The sequence below is a fragment of the Sphingomonas flavalba genome (genome assembly GCF_047553045.1).
In the GTDB taxonomy this organism is placed as follows: Bacteria; Pseudomonadota; Alphaproteobacteria; order Sphingomonadales; family Sphingomonadaceae; genus Sphingomonas_L; species Sphingomonas_L flavalba_A.
The window spans coordinates 135,009-151,081 of sequence record NZ_CP180208.1 but is presented as its reverse complement, the minus strand read 5'-3'; the positions used below and the strand labels follow the sequence as shown (position 1 = coordinate 151,081).

Here is a 16,073-nt window from a genome sequence, read left to right as displayed (position 1 = left end):
GGCGGTATGGCGGAGGTGGTATTCGACCGGGTGAGCAAGCGGTACGACGACGTCGTCGCGATCGACGCGCTCACCCTGACCATTGCGTCCGGGGAAATGGTGACGCTGCTCGGCCCGTCAGGGTGTGGAAAGTCGACGGTGCTGCGGATGCTCGCCGGGCTGACCATGCCCGACAGCGGCCGTATGCTGATCAACGGCCGCGACGTCGGCGGGCTGACGCCGGGCGAGCGCGACATCGCGATGGTGTTCCAGAGCTATGCGCTCTACCCGCACATGACCGTCGCCCAGAACATCGCCTATCCGCTGCGCAAGCGTGGCGTCGGGCGCGCTGAACGGCTGCGGCGGGTGCGCGCGCTGGCCGAAACACTCCAGATCGCGCCGCTGCTCGACCGACGACCGGCGCAGCTTTCCGGCGGGCAGCAACAGCGCGTCGCGCTGGGCCGGGCCATGGTGCGCGACCCCAGTGTCTTTCTGTTCGACGAACCGCTGTCCAACCTCGACGCCAAGCTGCGCGCCCATATGCGCGGCGAACTGATCGACCTGCACCGGCGACTGGGCCGGACGATGCTCTACGTTACCCACGACCAGCTTGAAGCGATGACGATGGCCACCCGGATCGCGGTGATGGCCGACGGCGCCCTTCAGCAATACGGCACGCCCGCCGACATCTACGAGCGCCCGGCCAATCGCTTCGTCGCCGGTTTCGTCGGCACCCCGGCGATGGCGCTGATCGACGGCGCGCTGCTGTTCCAGGAGAACCGCGCGATCCTGGGCATCGGCGGACTGACCGTCGACCTCGGCATCCGGCGGTTCCGCGACCGGCCGGTCGGGACATGGCAGGTGACCGTCGGCATAAGGCCGGAGGACGTGACGGTCGGCGACGGCCCGTTCGCGGCACGGATCGGCGCGGTCGAGCCGATCGGCCATGAAACGATCCTGACGCTGGAGACGGGCGGCGCCAGGCTGTGCGCCCGCATCGCCGGTTCCAGCCTCGCAGCAGTCGGGGAGACGGTGCGTTTCGCGCTGCGCCAGCATCGCCTGCACTTTTTCGACGCCGACAGCGGGCGGCGGATCGACGAAATCGGTCTCGCGGCGGTCGACGGCAAGGCGATGTGACCGGCGGGGTGATCGGGCGGACGAGGGATTAGGGGCAGGGACGATGGATCTGGGAATCGCCGGGCGACACGCGCTGGTTTGCGGCGGCAGCCGCGGCCTTGGCCGCGCGGCGGCGGAAGCACTGGCACGCGAGGGCGTGCACCTGACCCTGGTCGCGCGCGACGCCGGAGCGCTGACCGCGGCGGCGGGAGCGATCAGCGCGGAAGCCGGCGTCACTGTCGACCATATCGCCACCGACCTGACCTGTCCCGACGCCCGCGCCCGGCTGACCACGACATGGGGCGAGCCGGACATACTGGTATGCAATCCCGGCGTCCGCCAGACGCCGGCCGACATCCACGCGCTCGGCCGCGACGGCTGGGATTTCTGGATGGAGGCGCATTTCCACGCTGTCCGCGACCTGATCCTGGCGGCGGTGCCGGGCATGTGCGGGCGTGGTTTCGGCCGGGTCGTCAACATATCGGTCAGCAACATCAAATTCCCGCAGACCGGCTTTGCCCACAGCCATGCCGCGCGCGCCGCGCTCGCCGCGACGATCGCCGCGATGGTCCGCGATCTTGCGCCGCATAACGTCGTGATCAATAGTGTGCTGCCCGGCTTCTTCGATACGGAGGCGCTGCGCCAGAACCTGCACAGCCACGCCGAGCGGGCATCCAGAAGCTATGAAGCGATCGTCGCCGACCGGCTGGCGCGGACCCCGGCCGGGCGCTTCGCCGATCCAGCGGAATGCGGCGCGCTGATCGCTTTCCTGTGCAGCGCGCATGGCGGCTTCATCACCGGCCAGAACATCGTCAACGACGGCGGCGTCTATCAGGGGCTGTTCTGAACCGGCCGGACCGCTGATTGCAGCCCGGCCGGCGGGGGCAGATCAATCCTCGGCGCGGATCAGGTGGAATTTCGTCTGCCGGCCATCGATGTAACGCACCGTCTTGCCGTCGAAGAACGCGTCTTCCTCGGATTTGAAGTCGACAATCTGGTTGTCCCATTCGGGCACCGCCTTGGTCGCCTTCAACTCGATCGACCAGGCGATGTTGGCCCGCAGCCTGTGCTCGCCATGCGGAACGAAGACCTGCTCCTCGGTCAGGCCGATGGAACTGCCGGCACCATGGCCGTGATAACCGATCGGGTGGGAATAGATCGTCGGGTTCAGCCCGGCGGCAATCGCCTTGGCGCGCGCGCGGGCGAGCACCTGGTTGCCGGTGTCGCCAACCCGGAATTCCGACGTCACCGCGTCCTGCACGCCGTTATTGGCGAGCAGCCCGGCCTTCAGCCCGGCCGGTGCGTCCGTCTCCCCGTCCTTCAGAACGTAGGCGACGTGCTGGGTATCGGTGCTGAAGCCAAGATAGACGATGCCGAAGTCGACACGAAGCATGTCCCCCTTCTCGATCGGCGCGCCCTGTTCGCGCAGCACCCCCTGCACCCCGCGCCGGGTGATTTCCACCGACGGATGGAACCACGAGCCGAGGCCGAGGTCGTTCACCCGCTGGCGATACCACCAGACAAGGTCCTGATTGGTCGTCACCCCCGGCTTGATCACCTTGCCGGAAAACCCCTCGCCGATGATCGCATGGGCGATGCGGACGATTTCGGGGTAGCGCTCCATCTCCGCCGGGGTCCGCGTCTCCAGCCAGCCGATCGCCAGCGGATAGCCGGAGACGACGCGCCCCTTCTGTTCCGGCGTCAGTACCGCCAGCAGGTCGTTATACTGGCTGTAGGTCATGCCGTCGGCAAAGGCGGTCAGCGACGAGGTGTTGAGCGCGATCTTGCGCGGATTGCGCTCGGTGATGATCTCTGCCAGCCGCTTCCACTGGTCGGGCTGCTTCTCCATGTCCCATGCCGCCGGGAACACGTCGCCCATCCCATGCTTGCTGATCACCAACCGCTCGACCGGCTTGCCCTCGCCCGGATCGAAGAAGACGAGGATGGTCCGCCGCCGCGCGCGGAGGTTTTCCGCGTTCAACATCGTCGTGACCACCGGGTCTTCCAGATATTCGCGCGCGACCAGCACCCACATGTCGATGCCGTTTTCGCGCATCAACATTGGCAGGACGGTGTCGAGCCGTTCCTTCAGCCAGGCGTCGCGCAGCTTCGCCTGCTCGCGCAGCGGCAGGATCGCCGGCCGCGCCGGGCTCATCGATTCCTCACCCTGCGCGGGCGCGGCGGCGGCGGCCGGCGCCGCCAGGGCGAGCGCCAACGGCGCCGCCAGCCAGAAATGCTTCATCATGCTCTCTCCCCAGCGGCGCCCGACGATCAGCCGAACGGGTTGTCGATCGACGGCGGCGGCACCGAGAAATAGCGCGGCCCCGTTTCGGTCATGTAGAAACAATCCTCCAGCCGCACCCCGAACACGCCCGGCGCGTACAGGCCCGGCTCGTTGGAGAAGCACATGCCGGCGGCGAGCGGCGTCGTCTCGCCATGGACGAGGTTGACCGGTTCGTGGACGTCCAAGCCGATGCCGTGGCCGGTGCGATGCGACAGGCCCGGCGTCTTGTAGCCGGGGCCATAGCCGATCTTCTCGTAATAGGCGCGGACCGCGTCGTCGACCTTGCCGCACGGCACGCCGGGGCGAGCCGCTTCCATCGCGATTTCCTGCCCGCGGTGGATGTCGGCCCACATCTTGCGCTGCAGCTTCGACGGCTCGCCGTAGACGAAGGTGCGCGAGATGTCGGAATGGTAGCCGTCGACGGTGCAGCCGCAGTCCATCAGGATCACCGAGCCGTCCTTGACCAGCTGCGGCTCCTTCAGCCCGTGCGGCGCGGCGGTTGCCTTGTCGACGGTGGTGCCGCCCGACGGCGTTTCGCCGCCGAACGACGCCGTCGCCGCGCGCATCAGCGCGGTGATGTCGGCGCCGCTCATCCCGCGCTCGATCTTCTGGCCGATCGAACGATAGGCAGCGATCGTGATGTCGTTGGCGCGCTGCATCAGCGCGATCTCGGTCGGCGTCTTGATGATGCGACAGCCGTTGACGATCGGGTTGCCGGACAGCACCTGCACACCGGGCAGCGCCTTTTGCAGCCCGTCGACCGCGAAATAGCGGACGGTTTCCTCGATGCCGATCTTGCCGGACGCGAGCTTGTGCTCCTGCAACCAGCCGGCGACCAGCTTCGACGGGTCCTCATCCTCTTCCCACACCCGCACCTCGCCGGGCACGACCAGCATCTCACGCACCCGCGATTCCTCGAACGCGGGGGTGACCATGCAGATCGGCCCGTCATTGGGCAGCAGCGCCGCGGTCAGCCGCTCGCTGCGCCCCCATTTGACGCCGGTGAAATAGGTCAGCGTCGACCCTGCCTCGACCAGCAGCGCGGCAATGCCGTGCTGGCGCATCAGCGCCTGGGCGCGCGACAGGCGGGCGTTGCGCTCCTCACGGGTGATCGGCGCCGCGGCGGCGATCGGCGTGTTGGCCGGCGCCGCCGGCACCTGGGCCAGAGCGCGCGACGCGACCCCGGCCGTCGCGGCGACCGCGCCGGCGCCGGTCGCGAGCGCCAGAAAATTCCGCCGGCTTGCGCTGGGCATGGTCATCTTACTTCCCTCCCGCCAGTGATTTCAGCAGCACATCCCAGAACACCAGTTCCTTGTAGAAGGAACTGAGCAGCAGCCGCTCGTCGGTGCCGTGGGCGCGGCTGTCGTCCGGGCGGACCATCGCCAGGCTGCCCGCGCCGTAGGTCGGGATGCCGACGCGCCGGTATTCGCGACCGTCGGTGCCACCCGACGACATGCTCGGGTCCGCCGGGGCGCCGGGATAATTGGCGTGGATCGCCTTGCGCAGAATCGCGAACAGCGGTTCGTTGATCGGCGAGGCCGGGCTTTCGACCCCTTCGCCGTCAAGCTCTACCTTGACCGCCGGGTTGCCGATCGCCTTGGCCAGCGTCTGCTGCACCTCCGCCACCGGGGTGCTCGGGAAGATCCGGCAGTTGACGGTGGCGATCGCATTCTGCGGCAGCGCGTTGGGGGCGTTGCCCGCCTTCAGCATCGTCGCGACGCAGGTCGTCCACAGAATGTTGGAATCGGACACTTTCTCGACCACCGCGCGCGCCGCCACGTCGTTCGGATCGGCAAGCAGCCGGTTGAACGCGGCGCCGACATCGCCGCCGCGCTTGGCGGCGACCTTCTTCACCATGTCGCGGGTGATCTCGTTGAACTGGACCGGGAATTTCAGGCCCTGCACCGCCTTGATCGCGTCCGCCAGTTCGTAGATCGCATTGTCCGCGCGCGGCGAGGCGCTGTGCCCGCCGGGGTTGCTGGTCGAGATCAGGAAGGTCGCAAAGGTCTTTTCCGCCGCCTGGATGGAGAAGGTCGGGTTCGAGCCGTCGCGCTCCATCGACCCGCCGCCCGCATCGGCGTTAAGCGCGAATTCGGCATCCTTCACCCACGGGTGCTGGGTCAGCGCGCGGGTGGTGCGCATGCCGGTTTCCTCGTCGCCCGAAAAGGCGATGACCAGATCGCGGCTGGGGGTCCAGCCCGCCTTCTTCAGCCGCATGAAGGTCGCGGCGACCAGGGTCATCCCCGCCTTGTTGTCGCTCGAGCCGCGCCCGTAGAGATAACCGTCCTTTTCGACCGGCTTGAACGGATCGGTCGCCCAGTTTTCAGCCAGCGCGTCGACCACGTCCATATGGGCGAGGAATGCGATCGGTTTCTTCGCCCCCTTGCCCGATCCGCGATAGCGCACGACCAGCCCCATCGTCTGCTCACCGTCGATCTCGACCGGTACGGACTGGATGTCCTCCGCCGCGAAACCGGCCGCGCGGAACCGGGCGGTCAGCGCGTCGACCAGCGCCGGCACCTGGCCATGCCCCTTGGCGGTGCGGAAGCTGATCGCTTCCTCCACCATTTCGCGCACCATCGCGCGGTCAGCGTCGGTGACCGTGGTCTTCTGTGCCAGGGCGGGGGTTGCGACCAGGATCGACGCGGTGACGCCGAGCATGAACTTGACGGTACGGCGGTGCATTTTCTTCCTCATCCTCACTTCAAAAAAGAAGGGCCGATCACACGCGATCGGCCCTTCCATGTCACCAGATTTTCGTATGCGCAGTCATCAGAAGTTGATGGACGCGCCCGCGAACAGGTAACGGCCCATCGCGTCATAATACTGCGGATAAGAGTTGCCGTTGCCACCATCTTCGATCGCGGTGCTCGTGGTGAGCGGCGGATCACGGTCGAAGATGTTGTTGACGCCGACGCGCAGGTTGAAGTCCTTGCGGATCTCATAGCCGACGGTCAGGTCGAAGTAGCTGCGCGAACCCAGCTCCTTGTCAACCAGCGCATAGCTGCCGTTCAGGGCCGGCTGCGAGCTGGTCGAGGCGATCTTGACCGCCGACGTATAACGCCAGGTCAAGCCAACCGACAGATCCCACGGCGTGTTCCAGGTCGTGGTGAACTTGTGCCGCCATTCCGGACGCGGACGGCCGCACAGACCGGCATAGAGGCCGGCGCAGTCGTAAACGTCGGACTGCGGCGAACCCGGCAGCGGCGTCGTTTCGAACTTGCCGAGGTACGTGCCGACCAGGTTGAAGCTCAGGCTACCCAGTTCGCTGCCGACCAGGCTGGCCAGATCCGCGCGGTAGTCGACGTTCACGTCGAGGCCGGTCGTCTTGAGCGAGCCGGTGTTGACGTTGAACCGCTCGAAGTGCCCGATGTCACCCTGCCACAGCGAGCCGGTGTTCGGGTTGCGGACGATCAGATCGCAGAAATACTGATCGCCGGTCTCGAGGCAGTTCTTCAGCGACAGCGTGGGGTTCACGCTGCCCACCATGCCCTTGACCTTGATGTTGAAGTAATCGAGCGAGATCGACAGGCGCGGAATGAACGACGGCTGGATGACCGTGCCGAACGACAGTGTGTTCGCGGTTTCCGGCTTCAGGCCCGGGTTACCGCCGATCATCGCGCCGAACTGGCCGGCAGGGTTATCGACGATGAAGCCGTACTGACCGGCAGTCACCCCGGTACGCTGACACTGCGCCAGGGTGGCGAACGGCGTCGCGCCGGCGCACGGATCGAACGAACCGTCCGCGTTGCGGGTCAGGTTGACCTCGAACATCGACTGGTTGGAGAACAGTTCCACAACGTTCGGCGCACGCACCGCACGCTGGTAGCTGCCGCGGAAACGCACGTCGCGCACCGGGGCCCAGTTCACGCCCAGCTTGTAGGTGTCGGTTTTGAAGTTCGCCCGCGAGCCGGTCAGAACGTCGCGACCCTTATAGTCGGAATAACGGTACGCGCCTTCGAACGACAGCAGCTCGAAGAACGGCTGATCCTCGACGATCGGGACATTGACCTCGACGAAGGCTTCCTTCGCCACGGTGTTGCCCTTGATCGGCAGTTCAGGGCTGCCGGCGTTCTGGTAGTTTTCGTCCGGCTGATAGTTGACGCTGTTCTTCCGATACTCGACGCCGAAGGCGATGCCGACGCCGGTGCTCGCCCAGGGCGAAGTCAGACCGACTTCACCGAGGTCGCCGTCAACGGCGGCAACGATGTTGACCAGACTGGTGTCGCCAGTGATGCTCTTGTATTCCGCAATATAATCAACAGCTTCCTGACTGGCGGCCGCGCCGAAATAATCGAGCGGCGAGCACTTCGGATCGTCGTTGGCGGTGCTGGCATCCGCGTTGATCATACAAACGGGCTGACCGTAGGTGCTCGACCCCGGACGACCATCACGCACCGCGTAGAACGCGTTGGACGTACGCTGACGATTGGAATCGCCGAGGAAGCTGCTGCGGTAGCCGACGTTCGCGTACAGACCGTAGATGTCGTAGTTGAACGGCCCGGCCAGCTTGCCCTTGGTGCCAAGGACAATGCGGTAGACGGTATGACGCAGATCGTCTTGGCGGTTGCCGCCTTCAACGTTGCGGCGGGCCATGGTGATGCCTTCCGCAATCCCTTCCGGCCCGACATAGTTGCCAGCGGCATCATAGATGCTGCCAAGCGAACGGCCGGTGCTGGTGCAGAGATAATCCGCCTGCTGCGCGCTGAGAAACGGGTTGTCGCAGTTGATGCTGTTCAGGCTGCCGCCGGTGTTGAAGATGCCGCCCGAGTTGTTGCCCGGTGCGATCTGGGCGACCGAGTGATCGTCCATGAAGCTCAGCTCGACATAGGGGGTGAAGTGCTCGTTCACCTCGTAATGCGCCATCGCGCCGAGCATGTAGCGCTCGTCCGGCCGCTGATAGTAGTTGGACGGCTGATAGTTGTAACGCGCCGTGCCGTCGACGAACTGGCCGTTCGAAACACGGAACGAAACCGGCAACTGAGTGATGCGGTTGGCACCGGCATTGGTCAGGTTGGCCGGTGCATTATTGGCGGAACCGGAGCAGGTGTAGTCGCTGCCGCCGGTGCCGGCCGCGCCCAGCGCGCACGCGCTGTAATCGAAGTCCTTCTGCAGGACCGGATTGACCTTGCGGTAGGTCGCATAAGCGGTGACGTTACCGCGGCCCTCGGCGAAGTTGCCACCGAGAACGACCGAGTAATCCTGGGCGAAGCCGTTCCAGACGTTCTTGTCGGCATTCTCGAATTCACCCGGGAACTGGGCGTTGAAGCTGTCGAGCAGGTTACGCAGTTCGGTGCGGTCATTGTGGTGCTGGAAGCCGGAGACGTTGGTCGAGAACCGCACGCCTTCGAAGTTGTTACGCAGCTTGAAGTTCACGACGCCGGCAATGGCGTCCGAACCGTAGACGGCGGACGCACCGCCGGTCAGCACTTCGACCGACTCGATCAGCGCCTGCGGCACCTGGTTGACGTCGGACGGGATGTTCTTCGGCGAACCGTAAGGCAGACGGCGGCCGTTGATCAGCACCAGCGTGCGCGACGGGGTCAGACCGCGAAGGTCGACCTGGGCGGTGCCGGTCGCTTCGTTCGAGTTGTTCGCGCCCTGGGCGGCGAACACCTGCGGCAGCTGGTTGACCATGTCCTCGGTACGGACGGTACCGCGCGCGGTGAATTCCTCGCTGTTCACCTGGGTGATCGGGCTGACGCTCTCCAGGTTGGCGGAACGGATGCGCGAACCGGTGACGACGATGTCAGCGGCTTCCGCCCCGTCCTGCGCCACGGCCGGCGCGGCATAGGCCACCCCGACCAGTACGGTCGAGGCCATCAGCAAGGTCTTGATTGTCGTGGATTTCATGAAACCCCCCTTTTCCTGTCGTGTTTCGGGTTGTTGTTTTTGCGGCCGCGCCTCCCTTCGGCGCGGCCGCCTGCGGCGGCCGCTCTTAGCGGTAGCGCCAGCTTGTCAGGTCCGCGCCCGCCGGAGCGGCGGCCTCGATCCGCTTCAGGATCTTCGGCACGTACATCGTGTTGTAGCGCAGACGCGAAATAGCATTCGGCTGGTTCGGATCGCCGTTCCAGCAATGCTCGTCACGGTCGCCATACTTGACCTCCCCGTCGTAGTGCGGGTTCTTGGTCTTCTTCAGGAAATCCTCTGTCAGGTAGACGGCGTTGTTCAGGTAATAATTGTCCATATCGCCGACATAGATGTGAACTTTACCCTGGAGCTTCGGACCAAGCGTTTGCCAGTCACGCTCCATGATATGGCGCAGGTCGTAATTCTCGCGCCAGTAGGCGGCGACCTCCTTGTCGATGACGCCGGTTTTCTTGTCCCAGATGCGCTTCGGATAGCCATCCTCGCCCATCGGCGAATAGACCGCTTCCCAGATATCCCACTGCGCGCCGGAGCGGCTCTTGTCGCCCAGCACCAATTCCCAGTGGTTCTCCATCTCGGCGGTGTGGGTGACATGCCCCAGATAGTCGCGATGCGCCGGCTTCGGCACGCGGCCGAACGGGCCGTAGCGCCAATAGGCATTGTCATCGTCATAGATGTTGGTGACTTCCATCTGCCGGAAGTCGATCGGGTCCGGGCAAGCGGCGAAGGCGCCGTTATATTCGTCCGGATACTTGACCTGAACGGCCAGCGCTTCCCAGCCGCCGGTCGAGCCGCCATAGGTGAAGCGCGCCCAGCCCTGGCCCAGGCCCCGGAATTTCTTTTCCAGCGCCGGGATGAACTCATGCGTAATCGCATCGCCATACGGCCCGAGATTTTCGGAATTCACCGCATAGCTGTCGTCATAATACGGGTTCGAGTGGTCGATCTCGATGATCAGCATCCGCGGGAAGTCGGGCGAGATCCACTTCTGGTAGAAGTCGTAGGCCTCCTGCGCCTCGATCCGGTTGTAGCACGGCTCGCCGAACCGAGCGCTCGGCACGCACGCCTCGTTCGGATCGGGCGGCGTCGTCCGGAACCCGCCGAATTCCTTCGGGAAGTGGCCGTGGAACACCACCAGCGGGTAACGCGCCTCCGGGTGCTTGTCGAAATCCCTGGGCACCAGCACATGCGCGTTGATGAACACGTCGCGGCCCCAGAATTTCGACAGGCTCGGGCTGCGGAACTTGAAGTAGCGGACGAATTCCGTGTCCTTCGGCTCGGCGATCGGCGGCAGCACCGTATCCAGCGTCACCTTGATCTCGCCGGATTTCGCCGGGTCGAAGGTGATCTGCATCGGCTTGCTGATGACGTTGCCCGGCTCCATCCGCCAGTTCTGCCCGGCGCCGCGCGCCGCGGGCAGCTTCACCGTCTTGCCGTTCGACAGGTTATACGTGTCGTATTTATGCAGAACCGCCTGAACGTAATACGTCCCGGCCGGAACCTGGCCGACATCTTTCGCGGGGAAGCCGAACACGCCCGGCGCGATCGTCGTCGCCTGGCCGGGCTTCAACCCGTCGACATTCACGCCGAAAATCTGCGCGCCTTTGAAGGTCGGGTTGACCTGGAAGCGCGGCTCGGTCTTGCCGTCGGGGGTCAGAATCAGAATGACACGACCGTCATAGGAGCGCTCCAGCCCCTTGCCGGCCAGTTCGACGCGGAAATTTTCCGCCGCCGCCGGCATGGCAGCCATTACCAGCGCACTTGCCAGCAGACCGCGACGCACCGTCGTCCAACCCCTCATAAACTTCCCCCTTTCGGCCAAACCTCAGCCTGACGCGCCTTTTGCGAGCGCGCGGTATCACAGGCGTTACGTAGGTATCGTTATCTAACCAAGTTATTTGGGCGCATAGCGAACATTATTTCACTATTCGGACACATTTCAGGTGCAGTGGTGCACCGGCGCCTCAATCTTTCGATGTAGCTCCAACCAAGGGCCGCCCGCGCCCGGCGAGCGGCCCGGCGACCCGATCAGGGGTTTGGCCTGACCAGATGAAAGCCGCTCTGGCGGCCGTCGATGTAGCGCACGACCTTGCCGTCGAAGAACGCATCCTCTTCCGACGGGAAAGTGACCAGTTGCCCACCCCATTCCGGCACGGCGGCGGTGGCACTCAGTTCGATCGACCAGGCCGTGTTCGGCCGCAGCCGGTATTCGCCGCGCGGGTCGGCATTCTGGTTGTCCCAGAAACCGATCGACGCACCGGCGGCATGGCCGTGATAGCCGATCGGGTGCGAATAGATCGACGGCTGCAGCCCTTGCGCAATCGCCTTGGCGCGCGCGCGCGCGAGGACCGTATTGCCGCTATCGCCAACCCGGAAGGATGAAGTGAGCGCGTCCTGCACCCGGTTGTTTGCCAGGCGACCGGCTTTCAGCCCCGCCGGGACATCGCTCTCACCGTCACGCAGCACATAGCCGAGATGCTGGGTATCGGTGTTCAGCCCAAGATAGGTGATGCCGAAATCGGTCCACAGCATGTCGCCCTTCTGGATGACGGTATTACCGCCCAGCCGACCGCTCGCGCCCTGCCGCATCACCGATACCGACGGCTGGAACCATGTCCTTACCCGCATTTCGGCGATCTTGTCGCGCAACCACCAGACGACGTCGTCGGTGGTCGTGACGCCGGGGGTGATGACCTTTTCCGACAAGGCCTCAGCGATCATCGCATGGGCCAGGCGGACGATCTCGGGATAGCGCTCCATTTCCGCCGGGATGCGGGTTTCGAGCCAGCCGACCGCCAGATTGTCGGTCCGCACGATCCGCGACCGCAGTTCCGGCGTCATCGCCGCGGTCATATCCTCATACTGGCTGAGGGTCATGCCGTCGGCATAGGCGGTCAGCGAAGACGCATTGATCGCGATCTTCTTCGGGTTGCGTTCGGCAATGATCTGGGCAAGCCGCTTGAACTGATCCGGCTCCTTCTCCGGCTCCCACGCCGCCTTGAAGAAATCGGCGAGGCCATAGCGACTGACGGTCAACCGCTCGATCGGCTTGCCGGCGCCAGGGTCGAAGAACACCAGGATCGTCCGTCGCCGCGCGTGCATGCTCTTTGCGTCGAGCATCGTCTGAACGACCGGGTCCTCGAAATTCTCGCGAGCGATCAACACCCACATGTCGACGCCGTTTTCGCGCATCAGCGGCGCGACCACCGTGTCGAGCCGCTCCTTCAACCAGCCGTCGCGGACTTCGGCCCGCTCACGCATGGACAAGACCTGCGGATAAGCAGGACGATCGATCTCCTCGGTGTTCAACGCCGCCGGGGGCTGGGCAGCCGCGGGCACGGCCGGCAGCGCCACCGCGGCGAGCAGAGGGAGCAGGGCAAAGCGCGAAAAACGGGTCATCGGTGTATAATCCTTGGTCAGCATGCTGGCGATTCAGGCCCGGCGAGAACCGCTCACGGCCGTGGGATCAGGATCATGTCGGACTGGTAGCCGTCGAGAAAACGGAAGGTCTTGCCGTCGTAGAAGCCATCTTCCTCGAACATGAAGCGCGCCTTCTGGCCGCCCCATTCCGCGATCGGATGGCTGGCGCTCAGCTCGATCGACCAGGCGGTATTCGGGTGGATCGGGTACTCGCCGCGGAACGGCACGCCGGACTGATCCTCCCACGCACCGATCCACGGACCGGCACCGTGGCCGTGATAGCCGATCGCGTGCGAATAAATGGTGCCGTCGACACCGGCGGCGGCAATGCGCTTGCGCGCGGCGGCAAGGACGTCGTTGCCTGTCCGCCCGGACCGCAGCTCCGCCACCGCGGCGCGATGAACGGTGTTCATCGCGTCAAGCCCGTCACGCAGCCCCTTGGGCGCCTCTGTCTCGCCGGGGCGCAGCACATAGGCCATGCGCTGCACGTCGGTCTTCAGCCCCAAATAGGAAATGCCGAAGTCCAGGTGGAGCATGTCGCCCGGCTGGATGATCTCCTTGTTGCCGAGGCTGATCGTCTCGATATCGAACGTTGCCATCTGTGGGCGCTGGATTGACACCGACGGCTGAAACCAGGTGTCGAGCTTCAACTCTGCCACCCGTTCGCGGAACCACCAGACCAGATCCTGCGTCGTGGTGACGCCGGGGGTAATCGCCCGCTCCGAAAAGCCTTCCTGGATGATCGCATGGGTGATCCGCGACAACGTCGGATAGGTCGCCATTTCCGCCGGAATCCGCGTTTCCAGCCAGCCGAGGCCAAGCCGGTCGTAGCTGACGAAGCGAGCGGCGTATTCAGGCCCGACAGCGCGGGTCAGTTCAACGAGGTAGCTGGCGGTCATGCCGTCGGCAAGCGGGAATTCAGCGGCGCGGTTGAGCGCGATCGTCTTCGGATCGCGCTCGCGCACGATCTTCGCCAGTTCCGCCCACTGGTCCGGCTGGGCGTCGGGGTTCCAAGATGGCACGAAATCGCCGACCGGATAGCGGGCGAGCACCAACCGCTCGACACCCTTGTCGCCGCCACGGTCAAAGAACACCAGGATCGTCCGCCGCCGCGCGCTCAGCCAGGTGGCGGGCAGCATCGTTTCGGCAACCGGGTCCTCGTTATACTCGCCGGCGACCAGAATCCACATCTGCACCTTGTCGCGGCGCATCAGCATCGGCACGAGCGTGTCGAGCCGCTCCTTCAGCCAGCGGTCCTCGACCTTGGCGCGCTCGACCAGCGGCAGGATTGCCGGCATCGCCGGATCGGTCTTTTCCGCCGCCATCGCCGGCGCGGACACCAGCACAGCCAGACCGGCCGCGAACGCCATCATCGCCTTCATCACACTGCCCCCACTGGTATCGGAACCCAGCGATCCCGAATATTGTATACAAGTGAAGAGTACAAATGTTCGCCACGCGCGCAAGACGTGTTCGCAACAATCGTCTTAGTGGCTGATTTGCTACGAAATTACTGCGTTCGCATGGCGAACATTGTCAATGCGCCGCTTGCCGGCCTAGAGACCGGCGGTGATCCGTCGCGACGCCGCCTGCAATTCCGGCAGGATTCGCCCGGTGATATCGGGCATGGCGAAGCGGGCGGTCGGGCAGCAGACGTTGAGCGCCGCGATCGTCCGGTGAGCGCTATCGCGAATCGGCACCGAGATAGACTGGATGCCGACCTCAAGCTCCTGATCGACGATCGCGTAGCCCTGGGTGCGTGCCTCGTCGATCATCGCCCGCAGCTTGACCCGGGAAGTGACGGTATTCGACGTCAGCCGTTCCAGCTTCACCCGGTCGAGATAGTCGAGCAGCACCGCTTCAGGCTCCATCGCCAGCAGGATACGCCCGGTCGACACCGCATGGGCGGGCGCGCGCGTGCCGACCGCGAAGCTGATATTCATCAGCCGATCCGATGTCGCCCGCGCGATATAGACCGTGTCCTCGCCGGACAACACCGCTACGAACACCGATTCCTGAAGCGTTTTCGCCAGATCGTTCATGATCGGCTGCGCCACTTCCAATATGCCCATCGACGCCAACGCCGAATAGCCGAGGCGCAGCACCTTCGGCTTCAGCGAAAACAGCTTGCCGTCCTTGTCGGCATAACCTTCATGGACCAGCGTCAGCAGAAAGCGGCGGGCGGTCGCCCGCGTCATATCGGTGGCGCGCGCCACCTCGCTCAACGTCATTTTCGGCCGGTTGCGCGTAAAGGCGCAGATGACTTCCAGCCCGCGGGCAAGCGAATGAACAAGGTCGCGGTCGTTGATGTCGGAACTGTCGAGCGAATCCACCGGTGCAACCCCATCCCTGCCGCCAATCGCGGTTTGCCTGTTCTGCTTGACTCAACCGGTCATTCCGCGCGCATTGCCGGGCTGCCCCGATGGCGGCGAATGTGCCGAACCCCCTGTTACGGCACGACTATGGCCGGTTCCGCGGGTGAAGAAAAGGGGGCGCGCGCCGCCGCTATGCACGGCACCGGACGACGCGCTCATGGAGTCGTGAAACACGGTGTCCGTTTCTCGACATTGGCGAGCACCGCCTCGCGCTGATTGGGCGCGCCGATCAGCGCCGCCTGCTCCGCGCTCTCCGCCCGCAGGATAGTGGCCAGATCCTGATCCGGCGCGGCGTTGAACAGCCGCTTGGCGGCGCGGACGGCATCGGGGCTGCGCCCGGCAATCGCCCGCGCCAGCGCCAGCGCCTCGGCATGGGGGTCGCCGGCCAGCCGGGTGACGACGCCAAGCGCGGCAGCCTCCGCCGCATCGAATTGCCGGCCGCTATAGGTCAGGTCGCGCGCGACATCGTCGCGAACCAATGTGCGCAACAGCGCGACACCGGCCATGTCCGGCACCAGCCCCCATTTGATCTCCATGATCGACAGCCGGCTGTCGGGCGCGGCGATACGGATGTCGGCGCCAAGCATGATCTGGAACCCGCCGCCGAATGCAACGCCGTGGACGGCGGCGATCACCGGCACCGGCAATGCCCGCCAGCCAAGCGCGACATGCTGGAAGATATTGGCCGGGCCGTAAGGCCGGGCGTCGAGCCCACCGGTCAGCCCACCGGCAAAGCTCGCCACATCCAGCCCGGCGCAGAAGGCGCGTCCCGCGCCGGACAGCACGACAGCGCGCAGCCCCTGCATAGCCTCCAGCTCGGCCAGCGCCGCGACGATCCCGTCGAACATCGCCGGATCGAGCGCGTTCATCTTGTCCGGCCGGGCCAGCCGCACATCGGCGACGCCGTCCGTCATCGTCATCGTTACCCGATCACCCATGCCCCTGCCTTTCCAGTCCCTTGCCGCCGCCGACTTTCCATCACGCCGGCTGGCACGGCAAGAGCATGTCGCTTGCGTCGGCAAGTGGCGGCC

General features: G+C 65.1%; 11 protein-coding genes. 2 read left to right on the top strand and 9 right to left on the bottom strand.

The features are described 5' to 3' along the window. Positions 1 to 6 precede the first annotated feature (6 nt). Together ACMT1E_RS00740 and ACMT1E_RS00735 are read left to right on the top strand one after the other, a co-directional pair. Positions 7 to 1,116, top strand: coding sequence for an ABC transporter ATP-binding protein (locus ACMT1E_RS00740; protein WP_414901584.1), 1,110 nt, complete (start codon positions 7 to 9; stop codon positions 1,114 to 1,116). A gap of 43 nt (positions 1,117 to 1,159) precedes the next feature. Further along, positions 1,160 to 1,942, top strand: a complete 783-nt coding sequence (locus tag ACMT1E_RS00735) for an SDR family oxidoreductase (RefSeq protein WP_414901583.1) — start codon at positions 1,160 to 1,162, stop codon at positions 1,940 to 1,942. 42 nt (positions 1,943 to 1,984) lie between these two features. Here ACMT1E_RS00735 and ACMT1E_RS00730 read toward each other — a convergent pair whose 3' ends face one another. The 9 genes from ACMT1E_RS00730 to ACMT1E_RS00690 all read right to left on the bottom strand — a co-directional run bounded on the left by ACMT1E_RS00730 (position 1,985) and on the right by ACMT1E_RS00690 (position 15,980). Next, positions 1,985 to 3,340 (bottom strand): M24 family metallopeptidase, encoded by a 1,356-nt coding sequence (locus ACMT1E_RS00730; protein ID WP_414901582.1) that lies wholly within the window; start codon positions 3,338 to 3,340, stop codon positions 1,985 to 1,987. 26 nt (positions 3,341 to 3,366) lie between these two features. Next, a complete protein-coding gene (locus tag ACMT1E_RS00725; protein WP_414903481.1) occupies positions 3,367 to 4,632 on the bottom strand; it encodes a M24 family metallopeptidase in 1,266 nt (421 codons plus the stop codon). A 7-nt stretch (positions 4,633 to 4,639) separates the two neighbouring features. Continuing rightward, positions 4,640 to 6,064, bottom strand: a complete 1,425-nt coding sequence (locus ACMT1E_RS00720) for a M20/M25/M40 family metallo-hydrolase (RefSeq protein ID WP_414901581.1) — start codon at positions 6,062 to 6,064, stop codon at positions 4,640 to 4,642. Between the two features lie 87 nt (positions 6,065 to 6,151). Next, positions 6,152 to 9,232 (bottom strand): TonB-dependent receptor domain-containing protein, encoded by a 3,081-nt coding sequence (locus tag ACMT1E_RS00715; RefSeq protein WP_414901579.1) that lies wholly within the window; start codon positions 9,230 to 9,232, stop codon positions 6,152 to 6,154. An 85-nt stretch (positions 9,233 to 9,317) separates the two neighbouring features. Beyond that, entirely contained in the window at positions 9,318 to 11,048 is a 1,731-nt protein-coding gene (locus ACMT1E_RS00710) for an alpha/beta hydrolase-fold protein (RefSeq protein ID WP_414901578.1), read from the bottom strand. Positions 11,049 to 11,275: 227 nt separating this feature from the next. Beyond that, on the bottom strand, positions 11,276 to 12,646 hold the full coding sequence (locus ACMT1E_RS00705; RefSeq protein WP_414901576.1) for a M24 family metallopeptidase: 1,371 nt from the start codon (positions 12,644 to 12,646) through the stop codon (positions 11,276 to 11,278). A 53-nt stretch (positions 12,647 to 12,699) separates the two neighbouring features. Next, positions 12,700 to 14,049, bottom strand: coding sequence for a M24 family metallopeptidase (locus ACMT1E_RS00700; RefSeq protein ID WP_414901574.1), 1,350 nt, complete (start codon positions 14,047 to 14,049; stop codon positions 12,700 to 12,702). A 174-nt stretch (positions 14,050 to 14,223) separates the two neighbouring features. Then, positions 14,224 to 15,000 carry an IclR family transcriptional regulator C-terminal domain-containing protein gene (locus ACMT1E_RS00695; RefSeq protein WP_414901573.1) on the bottom strand — a complete coding sequence of 259 codons (777 nt, stop codon included), beginning with the start codon at positions 14,998 to 15,000 and terminating at the stop codon, positions 14,224 to 14,226. A gap of 197 nt (positions 15,001 to 15,197) precedes the next feature. Continuing rightward, positions 15,198 to 15,980 carry a crotonase/enoyl-CoA hydratase family protein gene (locus tag ACMT1E_RS00690; protein WP_414901571.1) on the bottom strand — a complete coding sequence of 261 codons (783 nt, stop codon included), beginning with the start codon at positions 15,978 to 15,980 and terminating at the stop codon, positions 15,198 to 15,200. Positions 15,981 to 16,073 lie beyond the last annotated feature (93 nt).

Coding starts and splice junctions, on each gene's coding strand:
- ACMT1E_RS00740 (WP_414901584.1), top strand. CDS start 7: ATGGCGGAGGTGGTATTCGACCGGGTGAGCAAGCGGTACGACGACGTC.
- ACMT1E_RS00725 (WP_414903481.1), bottom strand. CDS start 4,632: ATGCCCAGCGCAAGCCGGCGGAATTTTCTGGCGCTCGCGACCGGCGCC.
- ACMT1E_RS00690 (WP_414901571.1), bottom strand. CDS start 15,980: ATGGGTGATCGGGTAACGATGACGATGACGGACGGCGTCGCCGATGTG.
- ACMT1E_RS00720 (WP_414901581.1), bottom strand. CDS start 6,064: ATGCACCGCCGTACCGTCAAGTTCATGCTCGGCGTCACCGCGTCGATC.
- ACMT1E_RS00730 (WP_414901582.1), bottom strand. CDS start 3,340: ATGATGAAGCATTTCTGGCTGGCGGCGCCGTTGGCGCTCGCCCTGGCG.
- ACMT1E_RS00705 (WP_414901576.1), bottom strand. CDS start 12,646: ATGACCCGTTTTTCGCGCTTTGCCCTGCTCCCTCTGCTCGCCGCGGTG.
- ACMT1E_RS00735 (WP_414901583.1), top strand. CDS start 1,160: ATGGATCTGGGAATCGCCGGGCGACACGCGCTGGTTTGCGGCGGCAGC.
- ACMT1E_RS00700 (WP_414901574.1), bottom strand. CDS start 14,049: ATGAAGGCGATGATGGCGTTCGCGGCCGGTCTGGCTGTGCTGGTGTCC.
- ACMT1E_RS00710 (WP_414901578.1), bottom strand. CDS start 11,048: ATGAGGGGTTGGACGACGGTGCGTCGCGGTCTGCTGGCAAGTGCGCTG.
- ACMT1E_RS00715 (WP_414901579.1), bottom strand. CDS start 9,232: ATGAAATCCACGACAATCAAGACCTTGCTGATGGCCTCGACCGTACTG.